We start from the raw sequence: 15,538 nt of genomic DNA on the forward strand, positions 1-15,538 counted from the left end.
CGGTTTCACACCGGTTCTTCGCGTTGTTCCCACGTGGCACATCACCTGGCTAACCCGGGGGCGACCAGGGTTCTACCTCGGCGGACCACGGTTCTACCTCGGCGGACCGAAGTTCTATCTCGCGCGACGGCGCTCGCGCTCGTCCCACGTGTCCGTCGCGACGCGCTGGGCGTCGCGGAGCGCGCGGGCCGGGTCGACGCCCTTGGGGCAGACCTGGGTGCACGCGCCCACCTGGATGCACGGCCACGCGCCGAACTCGGTGTCGAGGACGTCGGCGCGGTCGAGCTCGCCCGCGTCGCGCGAGTCCTCGTCCCAGCGGCGCGCCGTCGCGACGACGGCGGGCCCGAGGAAGTCGGGCGCGACGTCGAGCTGCGGGCACGCCGCGTAGCAGAGCATGCAGTCGATGCACTCGGCGAAGCCCTTGAACGCGGCGAGCTCGCCCGGCGTCTGCCGGTGGCCCGACGCCGGTCCGTGCGCCCGCAGCGCGTCGCCGCCGTCCGCTGCCGCTGGGTCCGCGGCGTCGTCGCCGGCGCCCGACCCGGCCACAGGCGCGGGCGCGTCGACGAGCGGGAGGCGCGTGGCGCCGTCGGGCACGAGCCAGGGCTGCACGGTGGCGAGCTTGCCGAGGAACGTTTCCGTGTCGACGACGAGGTCGCGGAGCACCTGGGCGTGCGCGAGCGCCTCGACGACAAGGCCGGACGTGCGGTAGCCGCGCACGAACGTCTCGCACCCGAGCACCGGGCGGCCGTTGACCATGACGCCGCAGCTCCCGCAGACGGCCATCTTGCACGACCACCGGAACGTCAGCGTGGGGTCGGCGTGGTCCTTGACCCACTGGAGCGCGTCGAGCACCGAGGTGCGGTCGTCGTAGGGCACGTCGAACACGTCCCGCCGCCCGGTGTCCGCGCCGTCGGGCGAGGTCCGCGCGACCTCCAGCCGCACCGTCCGTGCCTCCACCGGCAGCTCTGCCTCGCTCACGAACCCGCTCCCTCGTCCGCCGAGAACGACATGCGGGTCGTCATCGGGCTCTTTCCGGCCCTCAGGTCGTGCTCGGCGCCCACGGGGACGTGCGCCACCTCGAGCGCGCCGGCCGTACCGAGCCGGACCTCCGAGTGGCGCGGCACGTCGTCGGCGTCCGGGAAGTCGAGGCGCTGGTGCGCACCGCGGGACTCCTCGCGCGCGAGCGCGGCCGCGACGGTCGCGTGCGCGACGAGCAGGGTCGCGCCGAGCTCGACGGTCGTCGCCCAGTCGGTGTTGAGCACGGCGCTCGTGTCGGCGACGCGCACGTCGGCGTACCGCGCGCGCAGGTCCTCCACGGCCGCGAGCGCCCGCCGCAGCCCGTCGGCGTCGCGGTAGATCCCGGCGTCGGCATCGAGCACGCGGCCGAGCTCGGCCCGGATCGCGGCGGGCGGTTCGGTGCCGCGGCCGCGCATCCCGAGATAGCCGTCGGCGATCTCGGCGGCGCGGTCGACGACCTCGCCGTCCGCCGACGCGGGACCGACGCCGGCCCCGGCCCCCGCCGCGCCGCCGTCGGCCCCGGGGTGCCCGGCCTCGCGCGACCACGCGAGCGCGGCCTCGCCCGCCGCGCGCCCGACGACGAGCGTCTCGACGAGCGAGTTGGACCCGAGCCGGTTGGCGCCGTGGAGGCCGGTGGACGCGCACTCCCCCGCGGCGAACAGCCCCGCGACAGCGGTCGCGCCGCGCGCGTCGGTGCGGATGCCGCCCATCGTGTAGTGCGCCGTCGGGCGGACGGGCACGGGCTCGGCGGCCGGGTCGACGCCCGCGAACTGCTTGGCGAGCCCGGTCACGAGCGGCAGCCGCTCGGCGAGCCGCTCCTTGCCGAGGTGCCGCAGGTCGAGCAGGACGACGCCGCCGTCGGGCGTCGGGATCGTGCGCCCGTCGCGGTCGGCGTGCCAGAACGCCTGCGACAGCCGGTCGCGTGGGCCGAGCTCCATGGTGCGCGGCACGGGTGCTCCGACGGGCGTCTCCGGGCCGAGGCCGTAGTCGGCGAGGTAGCGCCGGCCGTCGGCGTCGAGCAGCACGCCGCCCTCGCCGCGCGCGGCCTCGGTCAGCAGGATGCCGCTCCCGGGCAGGCCGGTCGGGTGGAACTGGAGGAACTCCATGTCGCGCAGCGGCACGCCCGCGCGCAGCGCCATCGCGGTGCCGTCGCCCGTGCAGATGCCGGCGTTGGTGCTCGTCCCCCAGGCGCGGGCCGAGCCGCCCGTCGCGAGGACCACCGCGGGCGCCTCGAGCAGCAGCGGCTCGCCGCGGTGCTGGTCGTGCACGACGACGCCGCGCACCCGCGCGTCCGGCCCGCCCGCGTCGTCGACCACGAGGTCGAGCACGTGGTGCTCGTCGTACCGGCGGACAGGTCCGTCGGCGCCGGAGTACCGCAGGGACGTCTGGAACAGGGTGTGGAGCAGGTGGAAGCCCGTCTTGTCGGCGGCGAACCACGTGCGCGCGCGGCTCATGCCGCCGAACCGCCGCACGGCCACGTCGCCGTCGTCCGTGCGCGACCACGGCAGGCCCCAGCGCTCCAGACGGTAGAGCTCGCCCGCCGCTCGCTCGACCACGAACCGGACGGCGTCCTCCTCGCAGAGCCCGGCGCCGCCCGCGAGGGTGTCGGCGACGTGCTGCTCGAGCGAGTCGTCGTCGCCCACGACGCCCGCGGCCCCGCCCTCCGCGGCGACGGTGTGCGAGCGCATCGGGTAGACCTTCGAGACGAGCGCGACGACGGGCGCGCGATGCTCGTCGCGCGCCGCGGCCTCGGCGACCGCGAGCGCCGCACTGAGACCTGCGCCACCGCCGCCCACGACGACGACGTCGGCACGCTCGACGCGCAGGGTGGTCACGCGCACCCCCAGGGTGCGGCCGATGCGGGGCGAACGCGCAGGTCCGCGCACGCCGGAGGGGTCGGGGAGAGGCGGTGCCGCGGCATAGAGGAAGGGTCCTCGCGCTCCGGCGGCGGCGCAACAGGCGAAGGTCCCGGACGTCCGCGCCGTCTCATGGGCACCGCTCCCCATCGAGGCGGGAGCTTGTCTGTGGGTAAGGTCCGTGCGGCACCTCCCCCCGAGACTCCCGGAGCTCCTCATGCGTCCCGTCCGTTCCGCCGCCCGCCTCACCGTCGCCGCCGCGCTCGCGCTCGGCCTCACCGCGTGCACCATCAACGTCGGCGGCGGCTCGCCCGAGACGCCGACGCCGGAGGAGACCACCACCGAGGAGACCGCGCCCGTCGAGGACGCGGAGGAGGTCGACGACGCCGCGGCGGAGGAGACCGGCTCGAGCGGCGAGCTGCCCGACTGGGCGAACCCCGTCACGAACCCGGGCGAGCAGATCTCGACCTTCAACGTCGGCGACGTGCGCATCGACGTCTACCAGGTGGGCGTCACGCAGGCGACGAAGGACGGCCTGTTCGTCGACCCGGAGAACAACCAGCCGATCATCGCCGAGGGCGACGACATCGTCTTCGTCAACTACGTCATCACGAACGAGGGCGCGCCGATCGACCTCGGCTCGAGCCTCGTCAGCATCGACGAGCGCTACGACGACTGGCCCTACATGCAGGGCATGGACACGATCGTCGACGACGACCTGTACGAGGCGCAGGGCGTGAACGACGACGGCATGGCACCGGGCGCGTACCGCGAGCCGACGGTCTACACGTTCGGCACCGGCCAGTCCTACTCGTACGCGACGAACTTCCGCTACCAGTCGGGCTCGCCCATCACGTTCGACGGCACGATCGTCCCGGTCGACGCCGAGGGCGAGCTGCTGCACGACGAGCGCATGGAGGGCGAGGGCACGGGCACCATCTCCTGACCTCGCGACCCTCACGGGTTCGCTGCCGTGCGCGAGCGCCCTGGTCCTGCGGGACCGGGGCGCTCCGTCGTCTCACCGGCGGACGTCGCACCGCCGCCGGGCGTCGTCTCACCGCCGGGTGAGGTCCTCGTACTCCGGGTGGCGCTCGATGTAGGCGCGGATGAACGGGCACAGCGGCACGACGCGCTCGCCCGACGCGCGGACCTGGTCGAGCGCGCCCGCGGCGAGCGCGGAACCGACGCCCTGTCCCTCGAACGCGGGGTCGACCTCGGTGTGCGTGAAGATCACCTTCCCGGGCTCGCGGACGTAGGCGGCGAACCCGGCGACGACGCCGTCGTCGGTGCGGGCCTCGAAGCGGTCGCCCTCGTCGGTGACGGTGACGGTCGTGGTGCGGGGTGCGGGGCTGTCGGTCATGGCGCCCATCGTCGCCGCCGCACGGCCGTCGGGACAACCGTGGGCACGGGCCGTGCCACCGGCGAGACGGTCGTCACGTCCGGCCGCGGCGGGTGAATTCGCTACCGGGCGGGCGGGTTCCAGGTGCGACACTGGGACGGTGGTCCAGGACTCCCCGTCGCGCGCCGACGACCCCGAGAAACCCCAGCACCGGCGGGACGACCTGACGACCGACGAGACGACGTCGGGCACGCTCCCTGAGGACGCCGCCCCCGCCTCGCGCAACCCCTACCGTGCCGTGCTCACCCTGCCCGGCGCGTGGCGGTTCTCTGCCGCGGCGCTCGTCGCGCGCCTGCCGATGTCGATGGTCGGCATCGGCACGATCCTCATGATCCAGGGCATCTACGGCGAGTACGCGCTCGCGGGACGTGTCGCGGCGGCGCTCGTTGTAGCGCAGGCGATCATGTCGCCGCAGATCGCGCGCCTCGTCGACCGCACCGGGCAGCGCGTCGTCATGCTGCCGCTGCTCGCCGCCGCGACGTTCGGGCTCGGCGGGCTCATCCTGTGCGCGGTGCTCCGGGCGCCCGAGTGGACGCTCTACGTGTTCGCCGCGATCTCCGGCGCGACGCAGGGGTCGTACGGGTCGATGGTCCGCGCGCGCTGGACGCACACCGTGCCCGACGTGCGGCGCCTGCACACGGCCTACTCGCTCGAGTCCGCGCTGGACGAGCTCGTGTTCGTCGTCGGGCCGGTGCTCGCGACGGTGCTCGCCACGAGCGTCTCGCCGTCCGCGGGACTCGTGGTGCCCCTGGTCGCGGCGGTCGTCGGCGGGCTGTGGTTCCTGTCGCAGCGCGCGACCGAGCCCCCGGTCGTCCTGCCGGAGGCCGGCGTGAAGCAGCGCTCCGCGATGCGGTCGACCGGCATGATCGTGCTCGCCGTGATCTTCGTCGCGATGGGCATCGTGTTCGGCGCGACCGACGTCTCGACCATCGCCTTCGCCGAGGAGCAGGGGCAGAAGGGCGCGGCCGGGCTGATCCTCGCCGTCTTCGCGACGGGCTCCCTCATCTCGGGCCTCGTCTACGGCGCGCGGCACTGGGTCTCGCCGCTGTGGCGCCGGTTCGTCCTCGGGATCGTCGCGCTCGCCGCCGGCGTCTCGCTGTTCTTCTTCGTCACGTCGATCCCCGTCCTCGCCGCGGTGATGTTCGTGACCGGGTTCGCCATCGCGCCCACGCTCATCAACGGCAACAACCTCGTCCAGAACCTCGTCGCGCCGAACCAGCTCACCGAGGGGCTCGCGTGGGTCGGCACGTCGCTCGGCGTGGGCGTGTCCATCGGGTCGTCCGTCGCGGGGTCGCGCATCGACGCGGGCGGCGCGCACGCCGGGTTCGAGGTCGTCGTCGCGGCGGCGGCGCTCGCCGTCGTGCTCGTGCTCGTCGCGCTCCGGTCGCTGCGCCGCAGCGCAGACCGCGAGGACGTCGCGCCGGCGCACTGACGACGGCGGGGCCCACCGTGCGTCCCGCCCAACCCGCGGTTCCGAGGCACGTCCGGGCTTCGGGGACGCGGCACCCCGGGTTCGGCCGGGATCGGAGAGACCGCGACGACGCGCGTCAGGCGTGGTCGGTGTCCGAGAGGTGCGCGCGCTCGCCCTCCTGGTCGAAGATCGTGAGGATCTCGACCGGCCCCTCGTGCGCGCCGAACGAGTGCGGCACCATCGTCGAGAACTCCGCCGCCTGCCCCTCGTGCACGAGGATCCGACGGTCCGCGAGGTAGACGACGGCCGTCCCCGACAGGACGGTGAACCACTCGTGCCCCGGGTGGACGCGCTGGTGCTCGGGGCCGACGGCGCGCTCGGGCGTCAGCCGCATCTTCGCGACCATCGTCCCGGGCCGGTCGCGGGAGAGCAGCCACGTGGTCTCTCCCGGCCGGCGCTGCGGCTCGGGCCGGATGACGACGTCCTCGTCGTCGACCGGCTCGACGAGCTGGTCGAGCGTCGTGCCCAGGGCACGGGCGATCGGCACGAGCTGGTCGAGCGCGATGCGCCGGTGCCCGGTCTCGAGGCGGCTGAGCGTCGACGGGCTGAGGAAGCACCGCGCCGCGAGCGCGTCCAGGGTCCAGCCGCGCGCGAGGCGCAGCCCGCGGATGCGCTGCCGGACGACGGCGTCGAGGTCGACTTCTTGCGTCATGGGCAAGATCCTATGTCTCAGACGCAGAATCGCTCTACGGTGGGATGCATGAACTCCCCCGGGCACGACCACCCTCACGACCGCGGCCACGGTCACGGCCACGCGCACGGGCACGGGCACGGGCACGCGGCGCACGGACACGACGCCGACGGGATGGCCGAGCTGCTCGAGCTCGACGCGTCCGTGTTCGGCGGGCTTCTCGACCAGGCCGTCGCGGTCGCGGTCGAGCACGCACCGACCCCCACCCGCGTCGTCGTCGACCTCGGCGCCGGGACCGGCACCGGGACGCGGGCCCTCGCCCGCGCGTTCCCCGACGCGGAGGTCGTCTCCGTGGACGCGGACCCCACGATGCTCCAACGGCTGCGCGACGGGCTCGCCGGGTCCGGCCTGGAGAGCCGCGTGCGCACCGTCGAGGCCGACCTCGACGCCCGGTGGCCCGACGTCGGGACCGCGGACGTCGTGTGGGCGTCCGCGTCGCTGCACCACGTCGCCGACCCAGCCCGCGTCCTGCGCGATGCCCACGACGCGCTCGCTCCCGGCGGCCTGCTCGTCGTCGTCGAGATGACGGCGACGTCTCCCGTCCTGCCCGACGACGCGGCCCACGCCGACCTCGCCGGGCACCTCGAGAGCGCCATGGCGCACGCCGGCTGGAACCGCTACCCGGACTGGACGCCTTACCTGGCCGACGCCGGGCTGGACCTCGTCGACCGGCGCGAGCGCACCGCCGTCGTACCGCCGGGCCCGGACGCGTCCCGCTGGGCCCGCGCCACCGCCGCGCGCCAGCGCGAGCACCTCGCCGACCACCTGGACCTCGCCGACCTCGCCGCGCTCGACGCGGTGCTCGACGCGACGGCACCGGCGTCGACGTCGGCGCACACCGTCGGCGCACGCGGCGGTCGCATCGTCTGGGCCGCCCGCCGCCCCCGTTGAGTGCATGAAATAGTCGCCGTCCGCGCCGATTCCCGCGACTATTTCACGCACTCAGCAGTGAACCCCCTTCCCCTGTTGAGGAGAGACATGGACACCACCACCCAGAGCACCGTCCACGACGTCGCGATCGTCGGCGGCGGGCCCGCCGGGCTGAGCGCCGCGGTGACGCTCGCGCGGTCGCTGCGCTCCGTCGTCGTGCTCGACGCCGGCGAACCGCGCAACGCGCCCGCGGAGGGCGCGCACAACCTGTTGGGGCGCGAGGGCGTCCCGCCGCGCGAGCTGCTCGTCGCGGGCCGCTCCGAGGCCGAGGGCTACGGCGCCGAGGTGCGCGACGCGCGCGTGACCCACGCGGCCGGCGACGCCGAGACCGGCTTCACGCTCACGCTCGACGACGGCACGCAGGTCCGCGCGCGCCGCGTGCTGCTCGCGACGGGCCTCGTCGACGAGCTCCCCGAGGTCCCCGGGGTCCGCGAGGGCTGGGGGTCGAGCGTGCTGCACTGCCCGTTCTGCCACGGCTGGGAGGTGCGGGGGCAGCGGATCGCGGTGCTCGCGACGGGTCCCGCCGCGGCGCACCAGGTGCTGTTGTTCCGCCAGCTCAGCCCGCACGTCACGCTCTTCCAGCACACCGCCCCAGAGCTCGACGACGCCACGTGGGAGCAGCTCTCGGCGCTCGGCGTGCGCGTGGTCGAGGGCGAGGTCGAGCGCCTCGACGTCGAGGGCCGTTCGGTGCGTTCGGTCGTCCTCGCGGACGGGACGTCGTTCGCGGTGGACGCGGTCGTCGTCGGGCCGCGGTTCGTCGCGCGCGGCGAGCTGTTCGAGCAGTTCGGCGGCGCGCTCGAGGAGCAGCCCTTCGGGCGGTTCGTGCCCGCCGACCCGCGCGGCCAGACCGCCGTCCCGGGCGTGTGGGCCGCAGGCAACTCGAGCGACCTCATGGCGCAGGTCGGCGCGTCCGCCGCGGCGGGGGTCATGGCCGGCGCGGGGATCCACGGCGAGCTCGCGCTGGCCGACGCCGCGGCCGCCGTCGCGCGCCGCCGCACCCCCTCCGCAGCGGCCCGGGCCTGACGCCGAGCCCGCGACCTGAGCCGCCGCGCCGAACCCGGGGTTGTCACCCAGGATCGTGCCGAACCCGGGGACAACCCCGGGTTCGGCACCGAACAGGGCGGGGGGCGCGGCGACCGTGACGCACGAGACGCCGCCTCACGCTGCGGCGCGCGCGGCCCCGGCGCACGATGGAGACGAACCCGAACCCACCCGTGGAGGTACGTCATGCCGTTCGGAATCGGTCGCTCCCCGCAGGACAAGCGCAACCGCACGGTCGCGGACCTGCTCGTCGCGCAGCTCATCGAGGCGGGGGTGCGGCGGATCTACGGCATCGTCGGCGACAGCCTCAACCCCGTGGTCGACGCGGTGCACCGGTCCAACACGGGCGAGAACGCGGGCAAGGGCATCGAGTGGATCCACGTGCGCCACGAGGAGGCGGCGGCCTTCGCCGCGGCCGCGGAGGCCGAGGTCACGGGCAGCCTCGCGGTGTGCGCGGGGTCGTGCGGGCCGGGCAACCTGCACCTCATCAACGGCCTGTACGACGCCAACCGGTCGCGCGTCCCGGTGCTCGCCATCGCGAGCCACATCCCGAGCAAGCAGATCGGCACGGGCTTCTTCCAGGAGACGCACCCGGACCGCCTGTTCACGGAGTGCTCCGTGTACTCCGAGATGATCTCGAGCGCCGACCAGGCGCCGCGCGTCATCAACTCCGCGATCCACCACGCGTACGGCGCCCGCGGCGTCTCCGTCCTCACGCTCCCCGGCGACGTCGCCGACCTGGACGCCCCGGCCGCCGTGCCCGACGTCGCATGCCGACCCGCTCCTCCGCGCGTCGTCCCCGACGCGACCGCCGTCCAGCAGCTCGCGGACGCGATCGACGCCGCGAAGAAGGTCACGATCTTCGCCGGGGCGGGCGTGCGCGGCGCGCACGACGACGTCCTCGCACTCGCCGACAAGATCGCCGCGCCGGTGGGCCACTCGCTGCGCGGCAAGGAGTTCATCCAGTACGACAACCCGTTCGACGTCGGCATGTCCGGCCTGCTCGGCTACGGCGCCGCGTTCGACGCCATGCACGACTGCGACCTGCTGATCCTGCTCGGCACGGACTTCCCGTACGACCAGTTCCTCCCCGAGTCGGTCCGCACCGCGCAGGTGGACGTCGACCCGACGCACCTGGGTCGCCGCACGCGCCTGGACCTCGCCGTCGTGGGCGACGTCGGCGAGACGGTGCGTGCGCTCCTCCCGCTCGTGAAGAAGGCACGGTCGCGCAAGTTCCTGGACTCGATGGTCGCCAAGCACGAGAAGGCGATGACGGGCGTCGTCGGGGCGTACACCAAGAAGGTCGAGCGCACGACGCCGATCCACCCGGAGTTCGTCGCCGACACGCTCGACCAGGTCGCCTCCGACGACGCGGTGTTCACGGTCGACACGGGCATGTGCAACGTGTGGGCCGCGCGGTACATCACGCCCAACGGCAAGCGGCGCGTCATCGGGTCGTTCATCCACGGGTCGATGGCCAACGCGCTGCCGCACGCGATCGGCGTCGCCGCGGCGCAGCCCGGCCGCCAGGTCGTCGCGATGTCCGGCGACGGCGGGCTCTCGATGCTGCTCGGCGAGCTCGTGACGCTCAAGCACTACGACCTGCCGGTCAAGGTCGTCCTCTTCGACAACGCGAGCCTCGGCATGGTGCGCCTCGAGATGCTCGTCGACGGGCTGCCGATGTTCGGCACCGAGTCGCCGCAGGTCGACTACGCCGCGGTCGCGAACGCGATCGGCATCCCGGCGGTGCGGGTCGAGAAGCCGAAGGACCTGCGCCGCGCGCTCCAGGAGGCCCTGAACCGCCCCGGCCCGGCGCTCGTCGACGTCGTCACGGACCCGCGCGCGCTCTCGATCCCGCCGAACATCACCGCGGGCCAGGTCCGCGGGTTCGCGGTCGCGATGAGCAAGGAGGTCCTCGGCGGCGGCATGGGCGAGGTCGTCTCGATGGCGCGCGCGAACCTGCGCAACGTGCCGCGCCCGTGACGGACGAGCCGACCCTCGCCGACGTCCGCGTCACCGCCCGGGAGGTCTTCGGCTACCGCGACCTGCGCCCCGGGCAGCGCGAGGCGATCACCGCGCTCCTCGACGGCCGCGACGTGCTGCTCGTCCTGCCGACCGGCGCCGGCAAGTCCGCGGTCTACCAGGTCCCGGGCCTCGAGCTGCCCGGGCCCACGCTCGTCGTCTCGCCGCTCATCGCGCTCCAGCAGGACCAGGTGCGGTCCCTGCTCGAGCTCGGCGACGACGACGCCCGGGCCGCGGCGGTGAGCTCCGCCGTGCCCGCCGCCGAGCGCCGCGCCGCGCTCGAGGCCGCCGCGGCGGGCGACCTCGAGTTCCTCTTCCTGTCGCCCGAGCAGCTCGCCAACGACGAGGTCCTCGACGCCGTCCGCGCGGCCCGACCCAGCCTCGTCGCGGTCGACGAGGCGCACTGCGTCTCGACCTGGGGGCACGACTTCCGACCCGAGTACCTCCGGGTGGGCGAGCGCCTCGACACCCTGGACCCGCGGCCGCCGGTCCTCGCGCTCACCGCGACGGCGTCGCCACCCGTGCGCGAGGACGTCGCCGAGCGCCTGCACCTGCGCGACGCCGCGGTGATCGTCCACGGGTTCGCGCGCCCCGGGATCGCGCTCGAGGTCGTGCGGGCCGTCGAGGCGGCCGACAAGGACCGCGCGGTCGTCGAGCGGGTGCGCGCCGAGGCGGAGCACGGCGTCGGGATCGTCTACGTCGCCACGCGGCGCCGCACCACCGAGGTCGCGGACGCGCTCGCGCAGGCCGGGCTCCGCACCGCGGCCTACCACGGCGGCCTGCGCCGGGCCGAGCGCGACGAGGCCCAGCGGCGCTTCACCGAGGACGAGCTGGACGTCGTCGTCGCGACGTCCGCGTTCGGCATGGGCATCGACAAGCCGGACGTGCGGTTCGTCGTGCACGCGGACGTCCCCGGCTCGCCCGACTCCTACTACCAGGAGGTGGGCCGCGCGGGCCGTGACGGCGACCCGGCGGTCGCCGTCCTCTTCTACCGCCCGGAGGACCTGGGGCTCCAGCGCTACTTCGCCGTGAGCGTGCCCGACCACGACGACCTGCGCGAGGTCGCGCGCGCCCTCGGCCCCGGGACGTCCAGCAGCCGCGCGGCCGACGGTCGGACCCGCCTGCCCCGGCGCCTCGCGCGACTGCGCGCGCTCGTCGAGGACGCACGGGCCCTCGCCGGGGACGACGCGCGCCCGGCCGCGGTGGCCGACGCGGCGCGGGACCTCGCCGAGGCCCGACGCCGGGTCGACGACTCGCGCCTGCAGATGATGCGCGCGTACGCCGAGACGACGCAGTGCCGCCGCCAGTTCCTGCTCGCCTACCTCGGGGAGGACCTGCCCGAGCCGTGCGGCCGCTGCGACACCTGCTGGGCCGGCACCGCGGAGGAGAGGTCCACCGACGACGCCTCCACCCCGTGGTCCACCGGCACCACCGTGCAGCACCCGGAGTTCGGTCCGGGGACCGTCATGGGGTACGAGGGTGACGACCGGGTGACCGTCCTCTTCGAGACCCACGGGTACCGGACGCTGAGCCTCGACGCCGTGGCCGAGCAGGACCTGCTCACCCCGTCGTGACGAGCCCGAGGGGGGCGCGCACGGACCGGTAGCATCGCCGCGTGCTCACCAAGGCGACGGTCACGCAGGACCAGGTCGCGGCCGTCGTGGCGCCGCTCGGCGAGGCCGTCCGCGTCGAGCCGCTGAGCGGCGGCATGTTCGCGAGCGTCTTCGCCGTGGACCTCGCCGCGACGCCCGGGAGCCTGCTGCCCGACGGCGTCCCCGCGCGCGTCGTCGTCAAGGTCACCGGGGCGGACACGTCGCGCCTGCTGCGCTACGAGCACGGCATCCTCACCACGGAGGACGCCGCCTACCGGGCGGCGCACGCCGCCGGGCTCCCCGTCCCGCGCGTGCTGCACGCCGACCTCACGCGCGAGCACGTGGACGGCGACGCGCTCGTCGTCACGTTCCTCGACGGTGCCCTGTGGAGCGGTCGCGAGCTCGACGACGCGGACACGGCGGTCGTGCGCCGCGGGCTCGGGTCGTTCATGGCCCGGCTGCACCGGATCACGGGCGACCGTTTCGGGTACCCGGCGCGGGCGTCGGACCTCGCCGCGGCGACGTGGCCCGACGCGTTCGCGCGCATGGTCGGGGCCGTGCTCGACGACGCGCGCCGCTGGGGCGTGGAGCTCCCCGAGGCCCGGGTGCGCGACGCCGTCGCGCGCCACCACGACCTGCTCGCCCGCGTGACCGTCCCCCGGCTCGTGCACGCGGACCTGTGGCCGGGGAACGTCCTGCTCGGCCTCCCCACGACCGACCCGGGCCACCCGCACCCTGCGGACGACCTCGCGATCGTCGGCGTGCTCGACGCGGAGCGGTCGCTGTGGGGAGACCCGCTGTTCGAGCTTGCCGGGGCCGACCAGCTCGGTGCCGGTGCGGTCGACCCCGACCTCCTCGCGGGGTACGCCGCCGAGGGCGGCGACCTTGGCGTGGGCGACGGCACCCCAGGGTCGGGCGACCCCGACGCGTGGGCGCGGCTGAGCCTGTACCGCGCGTACCTCGCGTGCGTCCTCACCGTCGAGGTGGTCCCGCGCGCCTACGAGGGCGACTGGGTCGAGGGGTACGCCGGCACCGCGCGCGCGAACCTCCTGCGGATGCTGGACGAGCTCGGCTCCTGACCGCGATCGACCCTGGGGAGTCCTCCCCATGCCCGGACGCCCGGGGCGGGCTCTCGGCACGGTCGGGTCACGATAGGGTGTGCGTACGTTCACGACAACTCCACACGCCACGTCAACACGACGGTCGGCACGACCGTCCGTACGGCACCGACACACGCACGGCCGCCCGCCGCAGCAAGGGGACCTCGCATGATCGCGTTCATCGTCATCGGCATCGCCGGACTCGCCCTCCTGCTCCTCTCGCTGCTCGTCGGCGAGATCGTCGACCTGGGTGACGGCGCGGTGTCCGGGACGTCGCTCGGCGTGGGTGGTGTGGTCTTCGGCGCCGTCGGCGTGATCGTGGCGTCCAACGACCTGCCGACGTGGCTCGCGTACGTGGGGTCGCTCGTCGTGGCACTGGTCGTCATGGTGCTCGTCCAGGCGCTGGTCAAGCACCTGCGGGACTCGGAGGACGGCGTCCCGACGTCGCTCGTCGGCGTGCAGGGCACCGCGACGACCGCGATCGACCCGGCGCGCGGCGAGGTCTCGCTCGACGCCGCGCACGAGCTCGAGCGTCGTCTGGCATGGGCGGACGAGCCCATCCCGGAGGGCGCGCGCGTCGTCGTGCTCGAGCAGTCCGGGAGCCGGGTGCGCGTCCAGCGTCACTACCCCAACGACTGAGGTCCTGACGGACCGACCGCGACGCCCCGCGCGTCGACCCGTGGGTGCCGCGCACCCGCACGCACCACCGGCCGGGCCGGCCGGGCACCAGCCGGCCGGGCCACCGAGCACTGCCGCACGCCCTGACCTGCCCGCACCCACGGAAGGAGACGCGCTCCGGCGCGGACCATGTTCGACGACACGAACCTCATCACGACCCTGGCGATCGTCGCCCTGGTCATCGCGTTCTTCGCGGTGGTCATCTTCATCAGCAAGCGCATCCGCCGCGTCCCGCCGAACGAGGCCCTGGTCATCGTCGGCCGTGGCGCGGGCCGCAAGGAGGCCGCGGGCAGCGGGCAGAAGGTCGTCGTCGGCGGCCGCACGTTCGTGTGGCCGATCCTCCAGCAGGGCTTCTCCATCTCGCTCGAGCAGCGCCAGATCGGCATCACGGTCGAGGGTGTGGACAAGAACCGCATCAAGATCGCCATCAAGGCGTCGATCAACTTCAAGGTGCGGGGTGACGAGGAGGGCGTGCGCCGCGCGGCCCAGCGCTTCCTCTCCCAGCAGGGCACGCTCACGGAGATCATCAAGGAGTCCCTCGAGGGCTCGCTGCGCTCCATCGTCGGCGACATGACGATCGAGCAGATCATCTCCGACCGCAAGGGCCTGTCCGACCGCGTCGTCGAGTCCACCAAGGCCGACCTCTCGGAGCAGGGCCTCCAGGTCGACCTGCTCAACATCTCCGACATCTCGACGCCGGGCTCGGACTACCTCGCGAACCTCGGCCGTGCCGAGTCTGCCCGTGCCCGCCAGGTCGCCGAGGTCTCCGAGGCCGAGGCGCAGCGCGCCTCGGAGTTCGCCGTCATCGACGCGGCCGAGCAGATCGCCGAGCGTCAGAAGGCGCTCGACCTCAAGCGTGCCGTGATCAAGGCCGACACCGACCGCGCGAACGCCGAGGCCGAGGCCGCGGGCCAGCTCGCGCGCGCCGAGCAGGACCGCCTCGTCGCGCAGCAGGAGCGCGAGGCGCTCGCCGAGCAGGCCCGCGTGACGCAGGAGCGCCTCGACATCGAGATCCGCAAGCCGGCCGAGGCCAAGGCGTACGCCGAGGTCCAGGAGGCCAACGCGCGTCGTGACGCCGCGAACGCCGCGACCGAGGCCGACGCGTACAAGCGCACCGTCATCGCCGAGGCGAACAAGACGGCCGCCATCCAGGACGCCGAGGCGTCCGCGCAGGCCGTGCGCCGCGCCGGTGAGGCCGAGCGTGACCGCCAGGTCGCCCTCGCCGCCGGTATCAAGGCCGAGGGTGAGGCGCGCGCCGCCGCGATCGAGGCCGAGGGTCGTGCCGAGGCCGTGGCGACCGACGCCAAGGCCGACGCGCTCCAGAAGTACGGCGAGGCGGCCCTGGTGCAGGAGCTCATCGAGCGTCTGCCCGAGATCGTGCGCGCCGCGGCCGAGCCGATCGGCAACATCCAGGGCATGACCGTCGTCTCGACCGACGGCGCGTCCGCGGTGACGAAGAACGTCGCGTCGGTCCTCGGCGAGGGCCAGGGCGTCATCAAGCAGCTCACCGGCGTCGACATCAACCAGCTCATCGCCAACCTCGCGGGCACCCAGCTCACGGGCTCGAGCGAGAAGGCGTCGAACGGCACCTCGCACTGACCGTCTGACCGGCTCACGCCGGCGGTACGACGACGGGCCGCCCCGGCACAACCGGGCGGGGCGCGCCCGGGGGGGGGGCCGGCCGGGGGACGGGCAGCCCGCGGGGCCCCAACCGGTTGTGGGGGGCCCGGAGCCCCGGTTG

13 protein-coding genes are annotated in these 15,538 nt (G+C 74.4%); 9 read left to right on the forward strand and 4 right to left on the reverse strand.

Features of this window, described 5'->3' with window-relative positions:
* Positions 1–114 precede the first annotated feature (114 nt).
* A complete protein-coding gene (locus tag ACFWH7_RS11905; RefSeq protein ID WP_378216718.1) occupies positions 115–978 on the reverse strand; it encodes a 2Fe-2S iron-sulfur cluster-binding protein in 864 nt (287 codons plus the stop codon).
* A complete protein-coding gene (locus ACFWH7_RS11910; protein WP_378216719.1) occupies positions 975–2,852 on the reverse strand; it encodes an FAD-binding protein in 1,878 nt (625 codons plus the stop codon). Before ACFWH7_RS11910 ends, ACFWH7_RS11905 begins: the two co-directional genes overlap by 4 nt.
* Before the next feature lie 238 nt (positions 2,853–3,090).
* Between ACFWH7_RS11910 and ACFWH7_RS11915 the strand changes: the two genes are divergently transcribed.
* Complete coding sequence (locus tag ACFWH7_RS11915) at positions 3,091–3,819, forward strand: hypothetical protein (RefSeq protein ID WP_378216720.1); 729 nt, start codon at positions 3,091–3,093, stop codon at positions 3,817–3,819.
* A gap of 108 nt (positions 3,820–3,927) precedes the next feature.
* Here the strand turns inward: ACFWH7_RS11915 and ACFWH7_RS11920 are convergent, their stop codons facing one another.
* Positions 3,928–4,233, reverse strand: a complete 306-nt coding sequence (locus tag ACFWH7_RS11920) for a GNAT family N-acetyltransferase (protein ID WP_378216721.1) — start codon at positions 4,231–4,233, stop codon at positions 3,928–3,930.
* A gap of 277 nt (positions 4,234–4,510) precedes the next feature.
* Here ACFWH7_RS11920 and ACFWH7_RS11925 point away from each other — a divergent pair, with 277 nt between their 5' ends.
* Positions 4,511–5,704: an MFS transporter gene (locus tag ACFWH7_RS11925; protein WP_378216751.1), complete on the forward strand. Its 1,194-nt coding sequence runs from the start codon at positions 4,511–4,513 to the stop codon at positions 5,702–5,704.
* Positions 5,705–5,819: 115 nt separating this feature from the next.
* Here the strand turns inward: ACFWH7_RS11925 and ACFWH7_RS11930 are convergent, their stop codons facing one another.
* A complete protein-coding gene (locus ACFWH7_RS11930) occupies positions 5,820–6,395 on the reverse strand; it encodes a helix-turn-helix domain-containing protein (RefSeq protein ID WP_378216722.1) in 576 nt (191 codons plus the stop codon).
* A 48-nt stretch (positions 6,396–6,443) separates the two neighbouring features.
* Here ACFWH7_RS11930 and ACFWH7_RS11935 point away from each other — a divergent pair, with 48 nt between their 5' ends.
* The 7 genes from ACFWH7_RS11935 to ACFWH7_RS11965 all read left to right on the forward strand — a co-directional run bounded on the left by ACFWH7_RS11935 (position 6,444) and on the right by ACFWH7_RS11965 (position 15,396).
* Positions 6,444–7,325, forward strand: a complete 882-nt coding sequence (locus ACFWH7_RS11935; protein ID WP_378216723.1) for a class I SAM-dependent methyltransferase — start codon at positions 6,444–6,446, stop codon at positions 7,323–7,325.
* An 87-nt stretch (positions 7,326–7,412) separates the two neighbouring features.
* A complete protein-coding gene (locus ACFWH7_RS11940; protein WP_378216724.1) occupies positions 7,413–8,387 on the forward strand; it encodes an NAD(P)/FAD-dependent oxidoreductase in 975 nt (324 codons plus the stop codon).
* Between the two features lie 204 nt (positions 8,388–8,591).
* Entirely contained in the window at positions 8,592–10,388 is a 1,797-nt protein-coding gene (locus ACFWH7_RS11945) for a pyruvate dehydrogenase (protein ID WP_378216725.1), read from the forward strand.
* Positions 10,385–12,001, forward strand: a complete 1,617-nt coding sequence (locus ACFWH7_RS11950; protein ID WP_378216726.1) for a RecQ family ATP-dependent DNA helicase — start codon at positions 10,385–10,387, stop codon at positions 11,999–12,001. Before ACFWH7_RS11945 ends, ACFWH7_RS11950 begins: the two co-directional genes overlap by 4 nt.
* 41 nt (positions 12,002–12,042) lie before the next feature.
* Positions 12,043–13,098 carry a phosphotransferase family protein gene (locus ACFWH7_RS11955; protein WP_378216727.1) on the forward strand — a complete coding sequence of 352 codons (1,056 nt, stop codon included), beginning with the start codon at positions 12,043–12,045 and terminating at the stop codon, positions 13,096–13,098.
* Between the two features lie 189 nt (positions 13,099–13,287).
* Positions 13,288–13,758 carry an NfeD family protein gene (locus ACFWH7_RS11960; RefSeq protein ID WP_336724381.1) on the forward strand — a complete coding sequence of 157 codons (471 nt, stop codon included), beginning with the start codon at positions 13,288–13,290 and terminating at the stop codon, positions 13,756–13,758.
* 168 nt (positions 13,759–13,926) lie between these two features.
* The gene (locus ACFWH7_RS11965; protein WP_378216728.1) at positions 13,927–15,396 is read left to right on the forward strand and encodes a flotillin family protein; all 1,470 of its coding nucleotides are present in this window, start codon (positions 13,927–13,929) and stop codon (positions 15,394–15,396) included.
* The last annotated feature ends 142 nt before the right edge of the window (positions 15,397–15,538 follow it).

The sequence above is a fragment of the Cellulosimicrobium cellulans genome (assembly GCF_042723955.1).
GTDB lineage: Bacteria > Actinomycetota > Actinomycetes > Actinomycetales > Cellulomonadaceae > Cellulosimicrobium > Cellulosimicrobium cellulans_H.

Bases quoted from the DNA above. Each gene is read 5' to 3' on its own strand.
- ACFWH7_RS11915 (WP_378216720.1), top strand. From the start codon at position 3,091: ATGCGTCCCGTCCGTTCCGCCGCCCGCCTCACCGTCGCCGCCGCGCTC.
- ACFWH7_RS11965 (WP_378216728.1), top strand. From the start codon at position 13,927: ATGTTCGACGACACGAACCTCATCACGACCCTGGCGATCGTCGCCCTG.
- ACFWH7_RS11920 (WP_378216721.1), bottom strand. From the start codon at position 4,233: ATGACCGACAGCCCCGCACCCCGCACCACGACCGTCACCGTCACCGAC.
- ACFWH7_RS11940 (WP_378216724.1), top strand. From the start codon at position 7,413: ATGGACACCACCACCCAGAGCACCGTCCACGACGTCGCGATCGTCGGC.
- ACFWH7_RS11935 (WP_378216723.1), top strand. From the start codon at position 6,444: ATGAACTCCCCCGGGCACGACCACCCTCACGACCGCGGCCACGGTCAC.
- ACFWH7_RS11930 (WP_378216722.1), bottom strand. From the start codon at position 6,395: ATGACGCAAGAAGTCGACCTCGACGCCGTCGTCCGGCAGCGCATCCGC.
- ACFWH7_RS11945 (WP_378216725.1), top strand. From the start codon at position 8,592: ATGCCGTTCGGAATCGGTCGCTCCCCGCAGGACAAGCGCAACCGCACG.
- ACFWH7_RS11960 (WP_336724381.1), top strand. From the start codon at position 13,288: ATGATCGCGTTCATCGTCATCGGCATCGCCGGACTCGCCCTCCTGCTC.